Origin of the sequence: Psychrobacillus sp., assembly GCF_032154225.1 — a bacterium.
Classification (GTDB): domain Bacteria; phylum Bacillota; class Bacilli; order Bacillales_A; family Planococcaceae; genus Psychrobacillus.
In genome coordinates, this window is the sequence record NZ_JALDYF010000024.1 from 17,532 (window position 1) to 37,167 (window position 19,636).

The 19,636-nt window shown below is 36.6% G+C and carries 23 protein-coding genes; 13 read left to right on the forward strand and 10 right to left on the reverse strand.

Annotated features, from left to right (window positions below; genetic code table 11):
• The first annotated feature begins 33 nt into the window (after window positions 1-33).
• Window positions 34-1,272 carry an MFS transporter gene (locus RUH95_RS19450; protein WP_313894566.1) on the forward strand — a complete coding sequence of 413 codons (1,239 nt, stop codon included), beginning with the start codon at window positions 34-36 and terminating at the stop codon, window positions 1,270-1,272.
• A 76-nt stretch (window positions 1,273-1,348) separates the two neighbouring features.
• Window positions 1,349-3,208 carry a transglycosylase domain-containing protein gene (locus tag RUH95_RS19455; protein WP_313894567.1) on the forward strand — a complete coding sequence of 620 codons (1,860 nt, stop codon included), beginning with the start codon at window positions 1,349-1,351 and terminating at the stop codon, window positions 3,206-3,208.
• Between the two features lie 611 nt (window positions 3,209-3,819).
• Here RUH95_RS19455 and RUH95_RS19460 read toward each other — a convergent pair.
• Window positions 3,820-4,380, reverse strand: a complete 561-nt coding sequence (locus tag RUH95_RS19460) for a DUF5366 family protein (protein ID WP_313894568.1) — start codon at window positions 4,378-4,380, stop codon at window positions 3,820-3,822.
• A 169-nt stretch (window positions 4,381-4,549) separates the two neighbouring features.
• On the opposite strand from RUH95_RS19460, the gene RUH95_RS19465 reads away from it, so the two are divergent.
• The 7 genes from RUH95_RS19465 to mnhG are packed head-to-tail and all read left to right on the forward strand — an operon-like array spanning window position 4,550 to window position 10,315.
• Complete coding sequence (locus RUH95_RS19465) at window positions 4,550-6,982, forward strand: Na+/H+ antiporter subunit A (RefSeq protein ID WP_313894569.1); 2,433 nt, start codon at window positions 4,550-4,552, stop codon at window positions 6,980-6,982.
• Entirely contained in the window at window positions 6,969-7,391 is a 423-nt protein-coding gene (locus RUH95_RS19470; RefSeq protein ID WP_313894570.1) for a Na(+)/H(+) antiporter subunit B, read from the forward strand. Before RUH95_RS19465 ends, RUH95_RS19470 begins: the two co-directional genes overlap by 14 nt.
• Complete coding sequence (locus tag RUH95_RS19475) at window positions 7,391-7,732, forward strand: Na(+)/H(+) antiporter subunit C (RefSeq protein ID WP_313894571.1); 342 nt, start codon at window positions 7,391-7,393, stop codon at window positions 7,730-7,732. The genes RUH95_RS19470 and RUH95_RS19475 overlap by 1 nt, the downstream gene beginning before the upstream one ends.
• A 49-nt stretch (window positions 7,733-7,781) precedes the next feature.
• Window positions 7,782-9,212, forward strand: a complete 1,431-nt coding sequence (locus RUH95_RS19480; RefSeq protein WP_397469529.1) for a Na+/H+ antiporter subunit D — start codon at window positions 7,782-7,784, stop codon at window positions 9,210-9,212.
• Window positions 9,212-9,691 carry a Na+/H+ antiporter subunit E gene (locus RUH95_RS19485; RefSeq protein ID WP_313894573.1) on the forward strand — a complete coding sequence of 160 codons (480 nt, stop codon included), beginning with the start codon at window positions 9,212-9,214 and terminating at the stop codon, window positions 9,689-9,691. The genes RUH95_RS19480 and RUH95_RS19485 overlap by 1 nt, the downstream gene beginning before the upstream one ends.
• On the forward strand, window positions 9,688-9,969 hold the full coding sequence (locus RUH95_RS19490; RefSeq protein ID WP_313894574.1) for a Na(+)/H(+) antiporter subunit F1: 282 nt from the start codon (window positions 9,688-9,690) through the stop codon (window positions 9,967-9,969). Before RUH95_RS19485 ends, RUH95_RS19490 begins: the two co-directional genes overlap by 4 nt.
• Window positions 9,953-10,315, forward strand: coding sequence for a monovalent cation/H(+) antiporter subunit G (gene mnhG, locus RUH95_RS19495; protein ID WP_313894586.1), 363 nt, complete (start codon window positions 9,953-9,955; stop codon window positions 10,313-10,315). Before RUH95_RS19490 ends, mnhG begins: the two co-directional genes overlap by 17 nt.
• 50 nt (window positions 10,316-10,365) lie before the next feature.
• On the opposite strand, the gene RUH95_RS19500 is transcribed toward mnhG, so the two are convergent.
• Together RUH95_RS19500 and RUH95_RS19505 are read right to left on the reverse strand one after the other, a co-directional pair.
• Window positions 10,366-10,623, reverse strand: a complete 258-nt coding sequence (locus RUH95_RS19500; protein ID WP_313894575.1) for a hypothetical protein — start codon at window positions 10,621-10,623, stop codon at window positions 10,366-10,368.
• A 60-nt stretch (window positions 10,624-10,683) separates the two neighbouring features.
• A complete protein-coding gene (locus RUH95_RS19505) occupies window positions 10,684-12,186 on the reverse strand; it encodes a leucyl aminopeptidase (protein ID WP_313894576.1) in 1,503 nt (500 codons plus the stop codon).
• Between the two features lie 149 nt (window positions 12,187-12,335).
• Here RUH95_RS19505 and RUH95_RS19510 point away from each other — a divergent pair, with 149 nt between their 5' ends.
• Window positions 12,336-12,812 (forward strand): divergent PAP2 family protein, encoded by a 477-nt coding sequence (locus RUH95_RS19510; RefSeq protein ID WP_313894577.1) that lies wholly within the window; start codon window positions 12,336-12,338, stop codon window positions 12,810-12,812.
• A 673-nt stretch (window positions 12,813-13,485) separates the two neighbouring features.
• On the opposite strand, the gene RUH95_RS19515 is transcribed toward RUH95_RS19510, so the two are convergent.
• From RUH95_RS19515 to RUH95_RS19535, 5 genes are all read right to left on the reverse strand, one after another.
• The gene (locus tag RUH95_RS19515) at window positions 13,486-13,809 is read right to left on the reverse strand and encodes a YuiB family protein (RefSeq protein ID WP_313894578.1); all 324 of its coding nucleotides are present in this window, start codon (window positions 13,807-13,809) and stop codon (window positions 13,486-13,488) included.
• A gap of 96 nt (window positions 13,810-13,905) precedes the next feature.
• Complete coding sequence (locus tag RUH95_RS19520; RefSeq protein ID WP_313894587.1) at window positions 13,906-14,028, reverse strand: YuiA family protein; 123 nt, start codon at window positions 14,026-14,028, stop codon at window positions 13,906-13,908.
• Between the two features lie 98 nt (window positions 14,029-14,126).
• Window positions 14,127-14,630, reverse strand: a complete 504-nt coding sequence (locus RUH95_RS19525) for an NUDIX domain-containing protein (RefSeq protein WP_313894579.1) — start codon at window positions 14,628-14,630, stop codon at window positions 14,127-14,129.
• Window positions 14,631-14,697: 67 nt separating this feature from the next.
• Window positions 14,698-15,909 carry an NAD(P)/FAD-dependent oxidoreductase gene (locus RUH95_RS19530; protein ID WP_313894580.1) on the reverse strand — a complete coding sequence of 404 codons (1,212 nt, stop codon included), beginning with the start codon at window positions 15,907-15,909 and terminating at the stop codon, window positions 14,698-14,700.
• 236 nt (window positions 15,910-16,145) lie between these two features.
• Window positions 16,146-16,508, reverse strand: a complete 363-nt coding sequence (locus RUH95_RS19535; RefSeq protein WP_313894581.1) for a HesB/IscA family protein — start codon at window positions 16,506-16,508, stop codon at window positions 16,146-16,148.
• Window positions 16,509-16,636: 128 nt separating this feature from the next.
• Between RUH95_RS19535 and RUH95_RS19540 the strand changes: the two genes are divergently transcribed.
• Complete coding sequence (locus RUH95_RS19540; protein ID WP_313894582.1) at window positions 16,637-17,350, forward strand: DUF2225 domain-containing protein; 714 nt, start codon at window positions 16,637-16,639, stop codon at window positions 17,348-17,350.
• A 31-nt stretch (window positions 17,351-17,381) separates the two neighbouring features.
• Here RUH95_RS19540 and RUH95_RS19545 read toward each other — a convergent pair whose 3' ends face one another.
• Window positions 17,382-17,615 (reverse strand): NifU family protein, encoded by a 234-nt coding sequence (locus RUH95_RS19545; protein WP_090567122.1) that lies wholly within the window; start codon window positions 17,613-17,615, stop codon window positions 17,382-17,384.
• An 83-nt stretch (window positions 17,616-17,698) separates the two neighbouring features.
• On the opposite strand from RUH95_RS19545, the gene RUH95_RS19550 reads away from it, so the two are divergent.
• Window positions 17,699-18,031 carry a YuzD family protein gene (locus RUH95_RS19550; protein ID WP_313894583.1) on the forward strand — a complete coding sequence of 111 codons (333 nt, stop codon included), beginning with the start codon at window positions 17,699-17,701 and terminating at the stop codon, window positions 18,029-18,031.
• A 45-nt stretch (window positions 18,032-18,076) separates the two neighbouring features.
• On the opposite strand, the gene RUH95_RS19555 is transcribed toward RUH95_RS19550, so the two are convergent.
• Entirely contained in the window at window positions 18,077-19,144 is a 1,068-nt protein-coding gene (locus RUH95_RS19555; RefSeq protein ID WP_313894584.1) for an NAD(P)/FAD-dependent oxidoreductase, read from the reverse strand.
• A gap of 127 nt (window positions 19,145-19,271) precedes the next feature.
• Between RUH95_RS19555 and RUH95_RS19560 the strand changes: the two genes are divergently transcribed.
• Window positions 19,272-19,508: a YuzB family protein gene (locus tag RUH95_RS19560; RefSeq protein WP_313894585.1), complete on the forward strand. Its 237-nt coding sequence runs from the start codon at window positions 19,272-19,274 to the stop codon at window positions 19,506-19,508.
• The last annotated feature ends 128 nt before the right edge of the window (window positions 19,509-19,636 follow it).

Here is a 19,636-nt window from a genome sequence, read left to right on the forward strand (position 1 = left end):
ATGGTGCGCATTTCATAGAAAGAAGGGATTTGTATGAGCGTCCAAAAAAGAAACTTCACCATCATGTGGATTTCCAACTTTCTAGTAGCTGGAACCATGACAATGATTATGCCCTTTTTGTCATTATATATCGATACAATGGGAGATTTTTCAGATGCATATGTACAAAAATGGTCCGGCTTAGTGTTTGGAGCTACTTTTGTCTCTGCATTTTTAATGTCGCCTGTTTGGGGTAGAATTGCGGACAAGTTTGGCTATAAACCAATATTAATCATCAACGGCTTCGGAATCGCAATTAGTGTTTTATTGATGGGTTTTGTCGAATCAGTTGAGGCTTTTTTTATTCTTCGTATTTTTATGGGAATTGTTACAGGGTTCATCCCTACTTCTTTAGCTTTCATCAGCTCCCAAACTCCTAGAAAAACTGCTGGTAAAACAATGGGTACGCTTCAAATGGGAAGTGTTTCTGGTTCTCTTTTCGGGCCTATTATCGGAGGATTACTTGCAGACACATTCGGTTTCCAATACACATTTGTTATTACTTCAGTGGCAGTATCTATTGCAGCAATATTAGTTATTTTCGGGATTCAAGAAATTCGAAAAGAAAAAAATAAAAACGCACATGATTTTTCTAGAAAAACGGTGCTTGCTGGAATTTTTCATCATCGACTAATTTTAAATGTTCTTCTTATTACTTCACTTATTCAAATTGGGATGTTTAGCATCCAGCCTCTTCTCTCTTTATACGTTTCTCAATTAACTAACTCTAGCGAAGTCGCTTTACTCGCTGGGATAACTTTTAGTGCTACCGGAATAGGAAATTTACTTTTTGCACGAACTTGGGGTAAACTCGGAGATTCAGTTGGCTATGAAAAAATATTGTCGATTTTATTATTGCTGGCATTTGTTTTTATTATCCCGCAGGCTTTCGTAACCGATCTTTGGCAATTAATCATCTTACGTTTCCTATTTGGAATTGCTGCTGGTGGATTAATACCAATTACAACAGCACTTATAAGAAGAGAAGCCCCTATTGAAGTGCAAGGTGAACTAATGGGCTACAATACAAGCTTCCGCTTTTTAGGGAATATTATCGGACCAATGTTTGGTGGGTTTATAAGTGCATATATTGGTATTTCTTCTGTGTTTTTTGTAACAGGTAGTTTATTTCTTCTAGCATATATGATCATTTACTTCGCTCAAAAAAAACCGGTTCAGGATTTTGAAGATGTTCTAATAGAAGAAGAGTTACATGCAAAAGAAACGAGCTAAAAATTTTCAAGAGCGTACTTTCCTAACCAAAATATGCTATTCTTTTAGAGAGATTATGTGAATTGGAGTGCAACGGATGCGTCAAATATTAGGCTTTTTTATCATTTTCATATGTTTTCCGCTGCTCTGGCTCTCGTATTCACTCATTGACACTGAAATATCTACTGCGTCAGACTATAAAAAGGAACTAGGTCAATCCATTAAACTATCAGAACCAATTATATCCTCCCCCGTCCTATTACTAGACGAAAGTGGGGCTACTTTTTCTGAAGATTATATCGAATGGAGAGACCCTTTACCACTAGCGTCCATTCCATTATTTATACAGGAAATATTCATTCAAAGTGAAGACGTTGAGTTTTATAATCATATTGGATTTGATTTTAGTGCAATATTTCGTGCAGTGTTTGCAAATGCTTCCGCAAATGCACGAGATCAAGGTGCAAGTACAATAACGCAGCAGCTAGTAAGACTGCGTTACTTATCAACGGAGAAAACATACGAACGAAAAGTAACAGAACTTATGTATGCATATGAATTAGAAAAGCAATCTTCTAAAGAAGAAATTTTCACCAATTATTTAAACGAAATTTACTTTAGCAATCAAGTGTACGGAATAGGTGCAGCTGCAACCTATTATTTTCAACGTCCTTTAAACAAGCTAACTGAAGCGGAAATGGCCTTTATTAGTGCTATTCCAAATAATCCTACTGTTTATAATCCATTAGAGAACTTTGACGCCACTAAAAAACGACAGGAATTATTAATAGATGTGTTAGTGAAGAAAGGGAAAATTACGAGTGCACACGGCGAGTCATTAAAGGCTGAACCAATTGTTTTACAAACTAAGACAAAAACACAGCTATATCCCACGTATAGTACATACGTCTTGCAAGAATTGAAATGGCTTATTGCTGAAAAAGAAGGCTTCACTGAAAAGTTAAAAGCAACAACCAATGAACAGCAGAAACTAGCGCTTGAAAACGAATTTCAAGCTAAGTTGAATGAAGTTATTGCCCAGGGAATAACGATCCATACTGCCCTTCAACCAACTAAACAACAAGAAGATGAACAAAAAATATCTACCATTTTAAAGAAAACAAATGAGCTTCAAGCTGCCTCCGTCGTCATCAATAATGAAACACGTGAAATTATTAGCTTATATGGTGGGACTGACTATAAGAAGTTCGATTTCCATCGAGCATTTCAAGCAACTCGCCAGCCTGGATCTGCATGGAAGCCGCTACTCGTCTACGCTCCTTTGTTCGAAACAACTTTTCTAACACCAACGACTAAAATCAGTGGTGGCAGTTATTGTATCGGGTCTTATTGTCCGAAAAACTATGGTGGGGCTGTTTACGGTAATGTTACGATTAAACAAGCTTTTCGCTTGAGTCATAATACACCTGCAGTACGACTGTTAGAAAAGGTTGGATTAGAAAATGCTTTTGCTCAAATGGAGAAATTCCAATTCAAGCACCTTACGGAAGGTGATCGTACTTACTCAGCAGCATTAGGCGGATTAACAAATGGTGTGACGACGTTGGAAATGGCAGACGCCTATTCTAGCTTCATCGACGGAATGTATAAGCCCGCGCGCTCTATTCGAAAAGTAACCGCTAAAGATGGATCTGTGTTATATGAATGGAATGAGGAAGCGTTAGAAGTTTGGTCTCCGAAGACGGTTAATACAATGAGAGATTTACTTTCAGATGTTGTGAAAAATGGGACTGGAAAAGGAATTCATATACAATCCCCCTACTTAGGTGCAAAAACTGGGACGACGAATGAGTTTTATGATTATTGGGTTGCTGGTTTAACGGATACGTATACATCTGCTGTCTGGATCGGATACGATATGCCTAAGAACATGAAATCAATAGAGTCTAAAAAAATACACCTTACGATTTTTGAAACAATTATGTCTACTAAATAAGAAAAACATCTTAACGACACAGTTTCCTGCTCGCTCTAAGCTTCACATTGGGCGATACGATGAACAGTAAAATTTTTAAAGCTTGTTGGAAGTGGTTGCGCCGCTTCCAACAAGCTTTTTCTTTGGTCATCATATGGCAAATGTTCGCCTTCCGCTCGCCAGAAAACTTCAGTGCCAAGTAGTTGGTAATAGAAGAAGAAAGTGACATTCTATCTAGTAAGTAGGCCGCCAAAGATGCAATTTTGGCATCTCTTTGTAGGTTTTTAGAAAGAGACACTCCTACATTTGAACATAAAGTAGAGAAATAGATGACAGATTTACTTCGTACGAAAATTGTCGGCCTATTTCTCACTAGAAGTGCGGATGAATTTTTTTCTTCCTCTTTCATGAAAGTGATTAATTAGAAAGAACATGAATACATTCCCATAAGCAGTATGGATGTAGTGAAAAGCGGCGACACCAGCGGGAATAGCCTGAGCTGAAAGCCCCACAGGAAAGACACTGGCCGAATTTTATTTGGCCAGTATCTTTGCGACGACGAGGAGATTGAAGCCGGGCCCTCGGTAAGCGTCCGTTTGTAACGGAATCCATTCTATATATTTATATACTTTCTACAATAATGGTAAACTAGCGATAATTCCGTTGTATAACTTGATTAAAACATACATAACAAACGCGATAAACAAACTCCAAGCTATAATTTCAAACGCAATAAGACCAATTATTCCTATAAAGCTTAGCGAACCACTTAGTTTAAAAACAACGTATATAAAATAAACAAAAGTTGTAGCGATAAAAATAACTAATAATAGCATTAATGATTGAAAACCAACTGCGGAAATAACTGCTCCAACAAAAAATATAACGAATCCACCACGAGCTTGTGAAATAGTTTTTCCTTCTAAATCTCTTGAGAAAAATAACATTCCTATTTCATGTATCGTTTCCGCAATTAACTTCAATGCAGAAAAAGCCATAAAATAAATAAGTGCAAAAACAATTAATAATAATATTTTCAATTCCATCTCAGATAAAAACTCTCGCATTCCACTATACACACCTATCGTCTTAAAAAACTCAATAGATTCCGTCATCGTAAAAACACCAAAAGTTAAACTGAATAATAAAATTGTGATGAAAGGTAAGTATCCAAAAACATACGGATTATTCATAGCTTCTCCTCTAACTTTACAATTTGTACTTATGTATCATATCGAAACAACGCTTCACTTCGCAAGTACATTCCATTGAATTCAGTTATCCCATGCAATTAACTCCATTTTACGTTATAATTTTAAGGATACGTTTTATTAAATATACATTTTTGAAAGGAGGATTCCTTTGTCTTTAGTCTTTGCAATATTCGCTCCGATAATTGTAGCGTTATTCATTCCACTATTGTTTAAAAAGGTTTCAAAAATTCATACTGGCTGGTTTGTATTACTTGTCCCAGTTGCCCTCGCAAGCTTTTACGCCACCTACATACCCTCCATTATGAATGGAAAGATACATACAGACGAACTTCCCTGGATTCCTTCTCTTGGAATCTCATTCATCTCTTACATGGATGGATTAAGCTTACTTTTTTCTTTGCTAATTACTGGTATTGGAGCATTAGTTGTTCTATATTCTATCTTTTATTTAGATAAAAACAAAGAAAAATTAGGAAATTTTTATGTGTATCTATTAATATTTATGACTGCAATGCTTGGAGTCGTTCAGTCAGATCACTTGATTAGCCTCTATTTCTTTTGGGAATTAACATCTATTTCTTCGTTCCTACTTATCGGTTATTGGTATACGAGAGATCGCTCTCGCTTCGGTGCATTAAAGTCGATGATGATCACCGTTTTTGGAGGACTTATGATGCTTGGAGGGTTTTTACTTCTAAGTATTATCGGAGAAACCTTCTCTATAAGAGAGTTAATCGGACAAGCTTCTGCACTTGCGGAACATGAGTTTTTTGTATGGGCACTCGTTCTCGTACTACTTGGTGCATTTACTAAATCTGCACAATTCCCGTTTTACATCTGGTTGCCAGATGCAATGGAGGCACCTACACCAGTAAGTGCGTACTTGCACTCTGCTACGATGGTTAAAGCAGGCCTTTATCTAGTGGCTAGATTTACTCCTATATTTGCTGTATCTGAAGTTTGGGTTTGGCTTGTTACGGGAGTTGGTATATTAACTTTGTTCTGGGGCTCTTTCTTCGCCGTCAAACAAACAGATTTAAAAGCAATTCTTGCGTTTTCAACGGTTAGTCAGCTCGGACTTATCATGTCTTTACTTGGAATAGGCTCTATTGCTTATCATGTAACTGGAGATTTAGTTGCTACGTATACGTACGCTACATTTGCTGCCATATTCCATTTAGTCAATCATGCAACTTTCAAAGGAAGCTTGTTCATGATTGCAGGAATTGTTGATCATGAAACTGGCACGAGAGATATTCGTAAACTTGGTGGGTTAATGAGCCTAATGCCAATAAGCTTTACGATTGCTCTTATTGGTAGTTTATCAATGGCAGGTATACCCCCATTTAATGGTTTCCTGAGTAAAGAAATGTTTTTAGAAGCTGTTTTAGGCCTACAACATTTTGACTTATATGCAATGGATTCTTGGTGGATTTTATTTCCTATCGTTGCATGGATTGCAAGTGTATTTACATTTGTTTATAGCTTATATTTTGTGTTCCATACTTTCCGCGGAAAGCATAAACCAGAGGAGCTACCTAAAAAAGCACATGAAGCACCAATTGGTATGCTGCTATCTCCTGGTATTTTAGCAACACTTGTAATAGCTATTTTCTTTGTACCAAATTTCGTAGGAAATACATTTATTAAACCTGCTGTAGCTGCAATACAGCCTATTGCTTATGACACTCCTTCAGACGTTGGATTTACGATTAAAGCATGGCATGGTTGGGATTCTCCTGCTCTATGGATGACATTAGGTATTTTCTTAGTTGGCTATATACTGTACAAAACAATACCGAAATGGACTCCATTGTACAATTCGATACCTGTCAAACTTTCTTTAAACGGCATGTACGATAGAATAATGAAATTTGCAGATAGTGGCGCTAATCGCTTTTCTTCTATCTATATGACAGGCTCTATTCGCTCTTACTTAGTATATATGTTCGCTGCGATTATCGTGCTACTTGCTAGTACGATGTGGATAAAAGATGCATTTGTCATTAATTTTGATAATTTAGCGCCTATCAGTTTCTTTGAAATAATTATTACAATTATGATCGTTGTAAGTACGATTACAATATTAGTAACGAATTCTAGATTGACAGCAATTATTGCGCTTGGAGCAGTTGGATACACAGTAGCATTGTTTTTCATTCTCTTTAAAGCACCTGATCTTGCTTTAACACAATTAGTAATTGAAACTGTTTCTGTCGCTCTATTTTTAGGAGCATTCTATCACTTACCAAAAATGAATAAACACGAAAAGAAAAAAGAAGATCGCCGTTTCCGCTTAGGAAATTTCATCATTGCACTTGGAGTTGGGGTAATGGTTACACTAATTGCCATCTCTTCTCACTCACAAAAACTAATTCCTTCTATCTCTAAGTACTATAAGGATACGGTCTATTCTGAGGCTGGTGGAGGAAATATCGTAAACGTAATTTTAGTAGATTATCGTGGATTTGATACATTATTTGAAATTAGCGTTTTAACGATTGCTTCTCTTGGCATTATTAGCATGATCGCACTTCGTCTAACAAAAAAGAAAGGAGATAGAAAAATTGAAAACAAATGATTTAATTATTCAAACGACAACGAAAGTAGTCTTTTACATCATTTTTCTATTTTCCATCCATATCTTTTTTGCAGGACATTATACTCCTGGTGGTGGATTTGTAGGAGGATTACTAATGTCTAGCGCAATTGTTTTATTGCTGTTGGCATTCGATTTAAAAACAGTAAAAGAAATGTTACCGATTAATTACACAGTTTTAACAGCAATTGGATTGTTAATCGCTCTTGCTACAGCTGCAGGTTCTATTTTCTTCAATGTCCCGTTCTTTACACATGTGTATGATTATTATAATTTGCCTCTTCTTGGTGAAACGTCGATTCATACAGCAATGTTTTTTGACACGGGTGTTTACTTAGTAGTTGTCGGAGTAACGATGACAATTATTCAAATGATAGGAGGAGATGAATAATGGAAATTTTAATGTCCATTATAATCGGCTTTCTATTTATGGCAGCCGTCTACTTAATTCTTTCTAGAAGCTTGCTTCGCATTATCATTGGAACAGGTCTTTTAAGCCATGGTACTCATCTATTACTTTTAACGATGGGTGGATTAAATGGAAAAGCAGCGCCTGTTTTAGCAGACGGTGTGACTGATTATGCTGACCCACTTCCACAAGCTTTAATATTAACGGCTATCGTTATTAGTTTTGGTGTAACAGCATTTTCTCTCGTACTTGCATATCGCACGTATAAAGAAGTTGGAACAGACAATATGGACTTAATGAAAGGAACAGAAGACAATGATTAACTTATTATTATTACCAGTCCTCATCCCGTTCCTTTTTGCAGCTATTTTATTGTTTTTCCCGAAACATATAAAAGCTCAACGTATAACTACTGTCATTGGTTTATTACTTTCACTTGCCTCTGCAATAGTATTGCTTAAGAAAGTGAAAACGGACGGCGTTCAAGCGCTTACTTTAGGTAGCTGGGCACCGCCATTTGGTATAACAATGGTATCGGATATGATTTCCGCATTACTCGTTACATCATCGATTGTTATTTCACTATTTGTCGTGTGGTATAGCTTTTCTTCGATTGGAGAAGAGCGAGAAAAAGCATTTTATTACCCTGCTATTTTGTTTATGTTAACAGGTGTAAATGGAGCTTTTACAACGGGCGATATTTTCAATATGTTCGTGTTCTTTGAAGTTCTATTAATGGCCTCTTATGTACTTATTGTTTTAGGAGGAGAGAAAGTTCAGTTAAAAGAGTCTATTAAATACATACTAGTAAACATTGTGTCATCTTCTTTGTTTGTTATTACTGTAGGCTATTTATATTCTGTTGTTGGAACACTGAATATGGCAGACATATCTGTGAAACTAGCAGGCATTGGACAAGCTGGAATTATAACTGTTATCGCAGTACTATTCCTAATCGTTTTTGGAATTAAAGGAGCGATCTTCCCACTGTTCTTTTGGTTACCTAGTTCATATGCTGCTCCACCGATTCCCGTTCTTACACTTTTCGGAGCGTTATTAACGAAGGTCGGCGTTTATGCTATTATGCGAACATACACATTGTTCTTTACGACGGATATTGGCTTCACGCATGAATTGCTTATGATGATTTCCATCTTAACAATCGCTGCTGGCTGTATTGGTGCACTCGCATATTTCGATGTGAAACAAATTATTATTTATAATATTGTTATTGCAGTAGGGGTAATTCTTTTCGGAGCTTCTATTATGAATGAAAGTGCAATGATCGGATCAGTCTTTTATTTGATCCATGATATTCTGATCAAAGGTGCACTGTTTTTATTGATTGGTATCGTGATTAAAATTACAGGAACATCGGATTTACGTAAAATGGGTGGATTGATGAAGCGTTATCCAGTCCTTGCATGGAGCTATTTAGTCGCTGCATTCGGACTTGCGGGTATTCCTCCACTTAGTGGTTTCATTGGTAAGCTGTTAATCGTTCAAGGTGGATTCCAAGGAGAGCATTTATGGCAAAGTATTTTCATCCTTGCTTCTAGTTTGGTCGTTTTACTTTCTGTCGTACGCATTTTTATATATGCATTTTGGGGAGCAGAAAAAGAGACTCAAGAAATTTCTCCGAAAACGTATCGTCATTTATTAACTCCAGCTATTACTTTAGTTGCGATAACTGTTCTTTATGGAGTTGGATCAGAATATTTAGTTCCATTTATGACAGATGCAGCAAATGTATTACTAGATCCTACTGTTTATACGGATGCCGTATTTAAAGGAGGTCAATAATGGCTTTTCAAATTTTATTGAATGTATTCATCGCCTTAACTTGGATGTTTTTATCGGTATCGTTTAAACCTACTACATTCATCATTGGTTATTTAATTGGTTTATTTATGTTACTGATGCTTCGTAAATCATTTAGTTCCAGGTTTTACTTAGGTCGAGTTTGGGCAGTTATCAAACTAATTACATTGTTTTTAAAAGAGCTAATACTATCCAATTTCTCTGTGCTGCTTTTAATTATCAAACCAAAGATGCCCATTCGCCCTGCAATTTTCGCAATGCCTACAGTTCTTGAAAAAGACTGGGAAATTACATTATTATCGAGCCTTATAACGCTAACTCCTGGGACAATCGTGATAGACGTGTCAGATGATAATAAAACACTTTATATTCACTCCATCGACTTTGATAATGCCGATGATGCTATTAATTCGATTAGAAATACGTTTGAGAAAGCAATACTGGAGGTGAGCAGATCATGATAGCCTTTCTATGGGTAATTGTTGTATTAATAGGCATTTCTCTTCTTGGTTTTTTATATCGCCTTGTAAAAGGTCCATCTACACCAGACCGTGTTATAGCACTAGATGCCATTGGAGTTGGCCTTATTTCGTTGATTGGCCTCATTTCCATCTTGTTCGATACAGGCTTTTTCTTAGAAGTAATATTGCTACTCGCAATTCTATCTTTCATCGGAACTGTTGCTTTCTCTAAATTTACAGAGAAGGGAGTAATTATTGAACGTGACCGTAATAGCTAATATACTCATAATTGCTACAATCTCTTTTGGAACGATCTTTATTTTAGTTACTGCCATTGGATTAATTCGCCTACCAGATGCATATTCGAGAGCTCATGCAGCATCTAAAAGTGCAACGCTTGGTGTCATGAGTATTTTACTCGGAGTATTTTTTCACTTTTGGTTAATCGAGGGGAACTTTAACTCGCGTATTTTACTCGGAATTGTATTTCTATTTATAACTGGTCCAGTTGGAGGCCATATGATGGGTAGAGCTGCGTATTTATCTGGAGTAAAAATGTGGGATAAATCTGTACGGGATGATCTCGCCGAAGTCGTTAAGAAAAAAAGAGAAAAAATACATTAAAAAAGCTTTTGCAACTGCGGAAATCTGCGGTTGCAAAAGCTTTTGTTTTTTTAATAATAATATCCATTATAATACGGTGGATATGGTTGTTGGTATGGATATGGATAGTAAGGAGGATAATATGGCTGTTGGTAGCCATAACCACCATAACCTCCTATTGAAGAACCTAAAAGTCCTCCAAAAAAGCCTCCAAGTAATGGGCCTCCGAAACCTCCAAAGCCTCCATAGAAAGGTCTTCCAAAACCTCCACCATAAGGTCTTCCAAAGCCACCTCGCCCCCCAAAACCGCCTCTATTATATCTTACCATGCAAGTTCCTCCTTTCATCCCAGTGTATGCTTAGGAGGAATGGCAGGCTGTGCGTTTTCCCTATTCTTCGTCCGCCATTCTTTCAATCAGCGTTGCTAGAGTACGAACCATTACTCCCGTACCACCTTTTGGTCCGAAATCATGTGGAGACTTCGCATCCGACGTACCAGCAATATCTAAATGAATCCATGGTGTATTTTCCACAAACTCCCCTACAAAGCCACCACCGAAAATCATATGACCATCCCCACCTGGTGAATTATTCAAATCTGCAACATCGCTTTTACGAATACGCTTTTTATCATTTTCTGTTAAAGGTAATCTCCAAACAAACTCCCCTGTTTCCATAGAAGATTCCATGAACGTTTCGAAAAAGTCTTCATTATTCGTTAATGCTCCTGTTTTATCATAGCCAAGTGCAGTAATTACTCCACCCGTTAATGTTGCAACGTCCACGATGTAATCAGCACCTTGTTGCTTTGCATATGTTACTGCGTCCGCTAAAACTAATCGTCCTTCTGCGTCCGTATTTAATATCTCAATTGTTTTTCCACTCATAGAAGTAATAACATCATCTGGTTTAAATGCATTACCAGAAATCATATTATCCGTTGAAGCGATTACCGCAATAACATTTTTGTTTGGACGAAGCTCACCAATAATTTTCATCGCACCTAGTACTGCTGCTGCTCCACCCATATCGCCCTTCATCCCGACGATTCCAGCTTTCGTTTTAATCGAATAGCCACCAGTATCAAATGTAACCCCTTTACCAACTAACGCTACAACGTCTTCCCAATTTTCTGTTGCTTGATATTTTAAAGCGATTAATCTCGGTTCTTCAACTGATCCTTGATTTACAGCAAGTAGAGCACCCATTCCAAGCTCTTCTATTTCTTTTTTACCTAAGATTTCTGTTTCAAAACCATATGTATCTCCTAATTCCCTTGCGTACTCCCCTAACTCTGTTGCAGTAAGAATATTACCAGGCATATTTACTAATGTTCGTGCTTCGTTTACCGAATCACCATAAATAGAGCCAACTTCAAAATAGGAAACTACTTCTTCTGCATCTTCATCTGTCAATAATTCAACTGCTGGTAAATAATAAGTTGGTGCATTAGAAGTTGTTTTATAGCCCTCATAATTAAAAGAGCCCATTTCCATTCCTTCTGCCGCTAAATACGCTACATCATTATCCGAAATTGTATCCGTTGCAAATGAAGGCAACCAAATAGCTAGTGATTCTGGTTTTTTCGATAAAAGATCTTTTCCGATATTCCCAAAAACTTCACGCACTCCGTCTTGCGTTAATTGTTTACGATCATCGATTCCGACAAAAATAAGTCGCTTTACATCGCCTTTATCCCCAACAGGTATATGAACAATTTTTTTAAATGAAGATGAAACATCTCCGTTCTTCACCCATTCCGTTATATGTGTACCAAAAAAATCTAAAAACTCATTCCATTTGTTTGTATTTTCAACATGTTTAGAAACTGCTACCACTAAGCTCTCTGACTGAATTTCATTAAATAATACTGCATTTGTACTAATAATCATAATTTTTTCCTCCTATTAATTCGGCTACTTATTTATTATATAGGAAGAAGCCTCATTTTTCGAATAGTACGAATAAGTCGCTATTTGTAGCTAAAAATTGTGGTATACTAACACTATTCAACTTATTTAGACGAAAGGCGGTGTCTACTTTGGCAATCCTCCAAAATACTCCACTACTTGCTGCACTTTTTGCTATTTTCTTTGCACAGTTTGTGAAAATCCCGATTCAATTTTTAATGACGAAGAAATTAGATTGGAAGTTATTCACTTCCACTGGTGGAATGCCTAGTTCTCACTCTGCTGCTGTTACAGCTTTGGCAACTGCGGTTGCATTTGAAACTGGTCTTGATTCCCCTCTTTTTGCTACAGCTACTGTATTTGCTATTATTGTTATGTTTGATGCTACAGGTGTTCGTTTCCAAGCGGGACAACAAGCAGTCATTATCAATCAAATGCGTTCTGACTTCCAAGTATTTTTGGAACAAACAAAAGGATGGGTAAATAAGAAAAACGAGGAAAAGATGCAGGAGTTAAAAACATTACTAGGGCATAAACCTATGGAAGTATTTATGGGTGCATTAACAGGTATTTTGATTTCTGTCATTATTTATGTTTATATCGTATAAAAAAACCAGACAAAATGACGCATGCTCTTTACTTAGTGACGCAGTTTCTAGCTCACTCTAAGCTTCCCATTGGGCTATACGATGAACCGTAAAATTTTAAAAGCTTGTTGGAAGTGGCTTCGCCGCTTCTAACAAGCTTTTTTCGTCGGTCATCGTATGGCAAATGTTCGCCTTCCGCTCGCCAAAAACTTCAGTCCCAAGTTACTAAATACTTTGAACAATAGAAGAAGCATGTGACATTCTATATGCTTTGAAGACCGCCAAAGATACAATTTTGACGACTCTTGGCAGTCTCTTTTGCAACGAGTAACCACAGGAGCAAGTTTTTAGAAAGAGACACTTCTACATTTGGACATAAATAGAGAAGGAGATGACAAATTTACTTCGTACGAAATTTGTCGGTCTATTTCTAACTAGAAGTGCAGATGAATTTTTTTCTTCCTCTTTCATGAAAGTGATTAAATAGAAAGAACATGAATACACTTCCATAAGCGGTATAGATGTAGTGAAAATCGGCGACTCCAGCGGGTAAAGCGCGAGCTGAAAGTCCCGCAGGAAAGAGGAGATTGTAGCCGGGTCCGCGGAACGCGTCCGCTTGTAACGGAATCCACTCTCTCCATCTACATACTTTATAAAAAAAGATGACTCATAAATCGAGTCATCCTTTCTTTAGTTAAAACATTTGATAGCCATTTTTTCGAAGATACTTCATCACAAACCCTGCAATAATCGTACCAACAAGTCCGCTTGATAAAATAATAATATCTGCAGCGTGAAGGGCAAGTACTTTTGTAACTAATGCTGAAAATGCTGTTCCTGGATTCGTAAAATAATCAAAAAATCTAACTTCGTCAATAATTAAAATAACAATAGCCGGGTAAAGAATTGCCATAAACCAAGTCATTCTTAAAAGCATATTGACCAAAAAAGCGATTCCGAAAAACATGACAAGAAATATAATAACTGAAAGTATCATTTGAACAATCATAAAATCCATAATCTATCTACCTCCGTAGTATCTTTAAATAGTTTACCTTAACGGAGGCTAGTATTCAATGTACTTGTTCATTGTCACTATTTTGTCATAATAACTTTATTTTTTCCCTGAACCATTGCAACAATTACATGTTTCTGAACCGCCTAAACGCAACTGAAAATAGCCCTCTCCTTTGCAATATGGACAATTTTTAGAATTTCCCTCTTTGTTTAATTTCATCAAATAAATCTCCCCCTCTTAGTTATTTTAATATTCAGATAATATATCATATATTTATTTAATTGTAAATAAAAAAACACAAAATAATTTCCTGTGTTTTAATTATCTTTATTTATGAATAATTTATAACTACTATAACCAAATACATCACCCGGATTAATCCCTTCGATTATATCAAAACCAGCAGTAGCAGTCTGCTCCGCAAGCTCATGTAACATGACCGAAGCATCCGTATCTTTTAATAATTCCTGCGGGCTCATCCACCTTACTTCATACAGTTCTGACAGCTGCGCTTGTAATATTGGATCTCGTTCAAAAGGTTTCAATAAAAAAATAGCCATATTATCACTAATATTATTTTTAATGACACCACTGCGGAAGCCAATCATTTTTAGCACCGTACAATCTACTCCTGTTTCTTCCTTCACTTCCCTCACTGCAGCCACATCAACTGTTTCATCCTTATTTACAAATCCTGCAGGTAGAGACCAACGACCATGAAGCCCACCGTATCGTTTCTTTACAACTAACCATTCACCAAGATGATTCATAACAAGTCCAGAAACTCCAAGCCAAACACTTCCTCGTTCTTCCCTCGACATTCGTTATTTCCCCCTAAAAAAAGCTCCCGCTTCAAACTCAGCGGGAGCTTTTGTATGCTATTTATAATTATAGACTGAATTTACCTTTTTTCACAACTAGCGGAATTCCACCAATCATGTAAAGTGCACGGTTATCAATAACCTTTTTCATAATAGATGCTGGCGTTCCAGTAAGTTTTTTACCCATTACATCACCAATTGCATCATGTTCGCCTAGAGAACAAACAGTACCTTTTAAGCTAGGTACGAATTCTTCTGTCTCTTTATCAGTCATAAGTGCAGCAATGTTTTTTGCTACTGTTACAGCTTGTTGCATAGCAATTTGAGCTGTTGGTGGGTATGGACGGTTTGCTTCTTCATTAATCATAAGTGCACAGTCTCCAACGATAAATACGTCAGGGAAACCTGGAGCACGCATGTCTTTTTCTACTTTAACACGAGCACGCATATTTTCGATACCTGATGATTCGATTAAGCGATTTCCTCGAACTCCCGCAGCCCATACTATTGTACCAGCTTTGATAAATTCGAATTCTTCTTCGCCTTTTTTAATTTTAACGCCTTCTGGAGTAGCTTCAACTACTGGAGTTCCAATAGAGAATTCAATTCCTTTAGCTTCTAACTGGCCAACAGCATATTTTACTAACTCAGGATCAAATCCTGGAAGTACCATTGGAGCTGCTTCTACACATACAACACGTACTTTTTCTTGAGGAACATCATATTCTTTACAAAGTACAGGAATACGATTTCCTAATTCTCCTAAAAACTCGATTCCAGAGAATCCAGCTCCACCTACAACAAGTGTCAAACGAGAATCATCTTTTTCTTCTTCAGTTGACCATGTTGCAAATTGGTATTCGATATGCTCACGAATATGACGAGCAGCTTTTACGTTAGCAATTGACAATGCATATTTATCTAAACCAGGTATTCCGAAAGTTTCTCCTTCAAATCCTAATCCGATAACTAGGTAGTCATATGTATACTCCCCAGCACTTGTTCCAACTTTTTTCGTGTTAACATCAATCGAATCAACTGTCGCTTTTACGAATGTAACTTTATCAGTATTAATTACTGAACTTACATCGTAACGTACTTGTTCTGGACTTAAAGTACCAGCTGATGCCTCGTGTAACCAAGTTGACTCATAGTGATAGTCATTTTTGTTTACTAAAATAATATCTGCATCATTTGATCCTAATATTTTTTGTAGGTTAACAACAGTAGATAATCCACCGTAGCCTGCACCTAGTACTAAAATTGTTGGTCTTTTCAAGAAGATCGCAACCACCTTTTATATAATTTGTTAGAATATCTCCATGACATAAAAATACATCATCTAGACTTCATCGTTTGTCTAATTTCCGACAAAAACTCTTATCTCTTATATTAGACCTTTTATCACGCTTTTTCAATACAATGTTGACAGATTGTTAAGGTTGGAATTTACTGATAATTTCATTCATAATAAAAGAGTATTTTCTGCTTCAAGAAAATACTCTTTTTATAATTTTAACAGCTCTCAGGAGTACCTTCTTTTTTAGCCGTTCTAAACGAAGTGCCACAGCCACAAGAAGCAATGGCATTTGGATTTTCAATGGTAAACCCGCCACCCATTAGTGATTCCTTATAATCTATCACTGTGCCATTTAAAATAGACGCATCTTCTGTCGAAACAACTATATCAATCCCATGTTGGTGAAGCTCTATATCGTCTTCCTTTTGTTCTTTTTCAAAACCCATTCCATAAGAAAGACCACTGCAACCACCACCGTTTACTGAAACACGAAGCATTGAGCCTTCTTCTCCGTTATGCTTCATCATTTCTTTTACGCGGTATGCTGCCGCTTCAGACATAATTACTACTTCTGCCATCTGAATCACCATTCCTTTCTTTTCTATATCATACCAATGTTTTCACTATCTATACAAGGGAAACTACTCAGATTAATACTTAGCTTTCATAGAGTTTATCAAGTATAATAGAACTAGGAAAAAGCTCGATGAAAAGAGGTATTACAATGGAAATTTCTCCTTATTATCAAAAAGATATTGAATGTTCCAATTGCAAAAAAAAGTTTAAAACAACGAAAGTTCGATCTAAATTCGTTAAAGTAGAAAGACATGAAACAGACTTTCAACCAATCTATCAAAATAAAGAAGTAAATTCACTTCTGTATAATATTTTCGTATGTGAACATTGCGGCTTTTCTTTTTCAGAAGAATTTACCAAGTATTTTGCACCAGGTGTAAAAGAAGAAATACAAGCGCAAGTAACGAGCAAATGGGTTCCACGATCATTTGGCAATGAACGAACAATCCAAGAAGGTATCATGTCGTACAAACTAGGTATTCATTGTGGAACAATCAAAAAAGAAAAATTCGTGAATATTGCTGGTCTTGCACTACGCATAGCATGGCTATACCGAGTTTTAGAACAAGAAGAACAAGAAAAACGTTTTTTAGAAATCGCTCGTGACCGTTACGTAGACTCTTATTCAAACGAAGATTATAGTGGAACACAAATGTCTGAAGTTCGCATTATTTACTTAATTGCTGAGCTTTCGAGAAGAATCGGTGAAACTGAATTCGCAACTCGCTATTTCTCAAAAGTAATTGAAAAACAAAGCACGTCGATTGAACCACAAGTGATCGAAATGGCAAAAGAACGTTGGCAGGAAATGCGCGAACTAAAACAAAAAGAAGCCACGAACTAATGGCTTCTTTTTCTAAATTATTTAATAGTTATTAAAATACTTGTTCTACTTCTACTACTCCAGGAACTTCTTCAAGAAGTGCGCGTTCAATACCTGCTTTTAATGTAATGGTTGAACTTGGACAGCTTCCACAAGCTCCTAAAAGACGCAGTTTTACAATACCGTCTTCAATGTCAACAAGCTCACAGTCGCCTCCATCACGTAGTAAAAATGGGCGTAATTTATCTAAAACTTCTTGGACTTGTTCATTCATTGTATCAGTCATATCTATCGACTCCTTTCGCTATAATCATTATAATGTGAAGGAAGAAAAAAATCCAATAAAGAATTCGAAGGAGATCTGCTATTATGAGTAATCAGGCATTAAATATAGAAATTTTTGGGGCAGACATTATGTGTGCAAGCTGTGTAAATGCCCCTTCTTCTAAGGATACATACGAATGGCTTCAAGCCGCTATCGACCGAAAGTTTCCAAATCACCTGCTAACTTTTACGTACATCGATATCGAGCAGCCAATTGAGAATGAAAAACAACAAGACATCGCCAATCGAATTGCCGAAGACGAATTTTTCTATCCTCTAGTTATGATCAATGATGAAGTAATTGGAGAAGGTTATATTCAATTAAAACCAGTATATGCAGCATTAGCGAAATATGGGTATGTGAGTGAAGCAGAATAACAAAAAAAGCTTAGAAACGTTGATATTACAACGTTTCTAAGCTTTTTATCCGTTATGCCTTTTATACATCCACAATAATCCGGATTTCATTAATCTTGCAATACGACCTGTTACAGAAATATCTGCTAAGTAAGCAAAACCTTGTTTTTTCCCAAGGGAGCCCATAAAGCCTTTCAGCTTAATATCAGGCATTACTTCTAATAGAGGTTCGTTGTTCCAACGCGCTCGAAGAACTTTTACAATCTGCTCTGCTTGCTCTTCCGCAAGCTGTGCACTTGGTGCAAATGGTAAGGATGCGCAATCGCCTACAACAAATACATTTTCATAATCAGGCAGATCATGATATTGCGTTAAAATAACTCGACCAGAGCTATCCTTTTCACCAGGTAATGCACGAACTGGTGCTGCTGGTTGAATTCCGGCTGTCCAAACTACTACATCCACGGGAATTACTTCCTCATGATTGTATAATTCATGTGCCCCTACTTCCGTAATGTTTGAGTTGCTGACGATTTCTACATCATGTGTATCAAACCATTTTTTCACGTAATTACTCAAACGCTCAGGGAAATCTCTTAATACGCGTGGGCTTCGATCAAATAGTTTAATCCTTAAGTCAGGACGACTTTCTCTTAGCTCGCTTGCTAGCTCAATTCCGCTTAATCCAGCTCCTACAATTCCAACAACTGAACCTGCCGCTAAGCCACCAATCTTGCTATACGTTTCACGAGAGCGTCCGATTGTTTGAATACTATACGTAAATTCTTCTGCTCCTGGAACGCCGTGATACTTATCCTCACAACCTAAACCAATAACTAAATCATCATAGGCAATTTCTTGTCCATCTTCTAATAAGACATGCTTATTATCCACGTCTATTTTCGAAATTTCTCCATAAGTAATAGTGAACTTATCACTTTCTGGAAATGCCACACGAATTTCATTATCAGATGATGTCCCGGCTGCTAAAGCGTAAAACTCTGTTTTTAAGCTATGAAATGGCGTCCGGTCTATTAATATGATTTCTACATCATCTGGCAAATTATTTGGCAATAAACGAAGTAGCACTCGCATATTCCCGTATCCTCCGCCTAACAATACTAATTTTCGCATAATTTTCTCCTTCAACTTTCATTGTCATATCAAATTATAAATGATTGTGATGGATTTCACAATAAGACTTCTAAATTGACGAATTATAAAAAATGGAGTAGCATGACGATGTAATGAGGTGACGACTGTGAATCCAATGGTTGAATTTTGTGTAAGCAACCTTGCCAATGGTGCTCAAGAAGCTTTTGAAATTTTAGAACGAGACCCTAATTTAGACGTATTAGATTACGGTTGTTTAAGCTACTGCACGAAATGTGACGAGCGTTTTTATGCAATTGTTAATGGTGATGTTGTAGAAGCTGAAACTCCTAGTGAACTCGTTTCGAAAATATATGAATACATTGAAGAAAATCCATTGTTTTAAAAGACTGTTAATTACTCAACAGTCTTTTTTATTTGATAAGATAATATCAACTTTTTTACTTTTTTACTTTTTTACTTTTTAACTTTTTAACTTTTTAACTTTTTAACTTTTTAACTTTTTAACTTTTT

Bases quoted from the DNA above. Each gene is read 5' to 3' on its own strand.
- RUH95_RS19450 (WP_313894566.1), top strand. From the start codon at position 34: ATGAGCGTCCAAAAAAGAAACTTCACCATCATGTGGATTTCCAACTTT.
- RUH95_RS19550 (WP_313894583.1), top strand. From the start codon at position 17,699: ATGAGTAATCAGGCATTAAATATAGAAATTTTTGGGGCAGACATTATG.
- RUH95_RS19485 (WP_313894573.1), top strand. From the start codon at position 9,212: ATGGCTTTTCAAATTTTATTGAATGTATTCATCGCCTTAACTTGGATG.
- RUH95_RS19520 (WP_313894587.1), bottom strand. From the start codon at position 14,028: ATGAAATTAAACAAAGAGGGAAATTCTAAAAATTGTCCATATTGCAAA.
- RUH95_RS19475 (WP_313894571.1), top strand. From the start codon at position 7,391: ATGGAAATTTTAATGTCCATTATAATCGGCTTTCTATTTATGGCAGCC.
- RUH95_RS19460 (WP_313894568.1), bottom strand. From the start codon at position 4,380: ATGAATAATCCGTATGTTTTTGGATACTTACCTTTCATCACAATTTTA.
- RUH95_RS19555 (WP_313894584.1), bottom strand. From the start codon at position 19,144: ATGCGAAAATTAGTATTGTTAGGCGGAGGATACGGGAATATGCGAGTG.
- RUH95_RS19535 (WP_313894581.1), bottom strand. From the start codon at position 16,508: ATGGCAGAAGTAGTAATTATGTCTGAAGCGGCAGCATACCGCGTAAAA.
- RUH95_RS19515 (WP_313894578.1), bottom strand. From the start codon at position 13,809: ATGGATTTTATGATTGTTCAAATGATACTTTCAGTTATTATATTTCTT.
- RUH95_RS19505 (WP_313894576.1), bottom strand. From the start codon at position 12,186: ATGATTATTAGTACAAATGCAGTATTATTTAATGAAATTCAGTCAGAG.
- RUH95_RS19455 (WP_313894567.1), top strand. From the start codon at position 1,349: ATGCGTCAAATATTAGGCTTTTTTATCATTTTCATATGTTTTCCGCTG.
- RUH95_RS19525 (WP_313894579.1), bottom strand. From the start codon at position 14,630: ATGTCGAGGGAAGAACGAGGAAGTGTTTGGCTTGGAGTTTCTGGACTT.
- RUH95_RS19490 (WP_313894574.1), top strand. From the start codon at position 9,688: ATGATAGCCTTTCTATGGGTAATTGTTGTATTAATAGGCATTTCTCTT.
- RUH95_RS19540 (WP_313894582.1), top strand. From the start codon at position 16,637: ATGAAAAGAGGTATTACAATGGAAATTTCTCCTTATTATCAAAAAGAT.
- RUH95_RS19500 (WP_313894575.1), bottom strand. From the start codon at position 10,623: ATGGTAAGATATAATAGAGGCGGTTTTGGGGGGCGAGGTGGCTTTGGA.
- RUH95_RS19545 (WP_090567122.1), bottom strand. From the start codon at position 17,615: ATGACTGATACAATGAATGAACAAGTCCAAGAAGTTTTAGATAAATTA.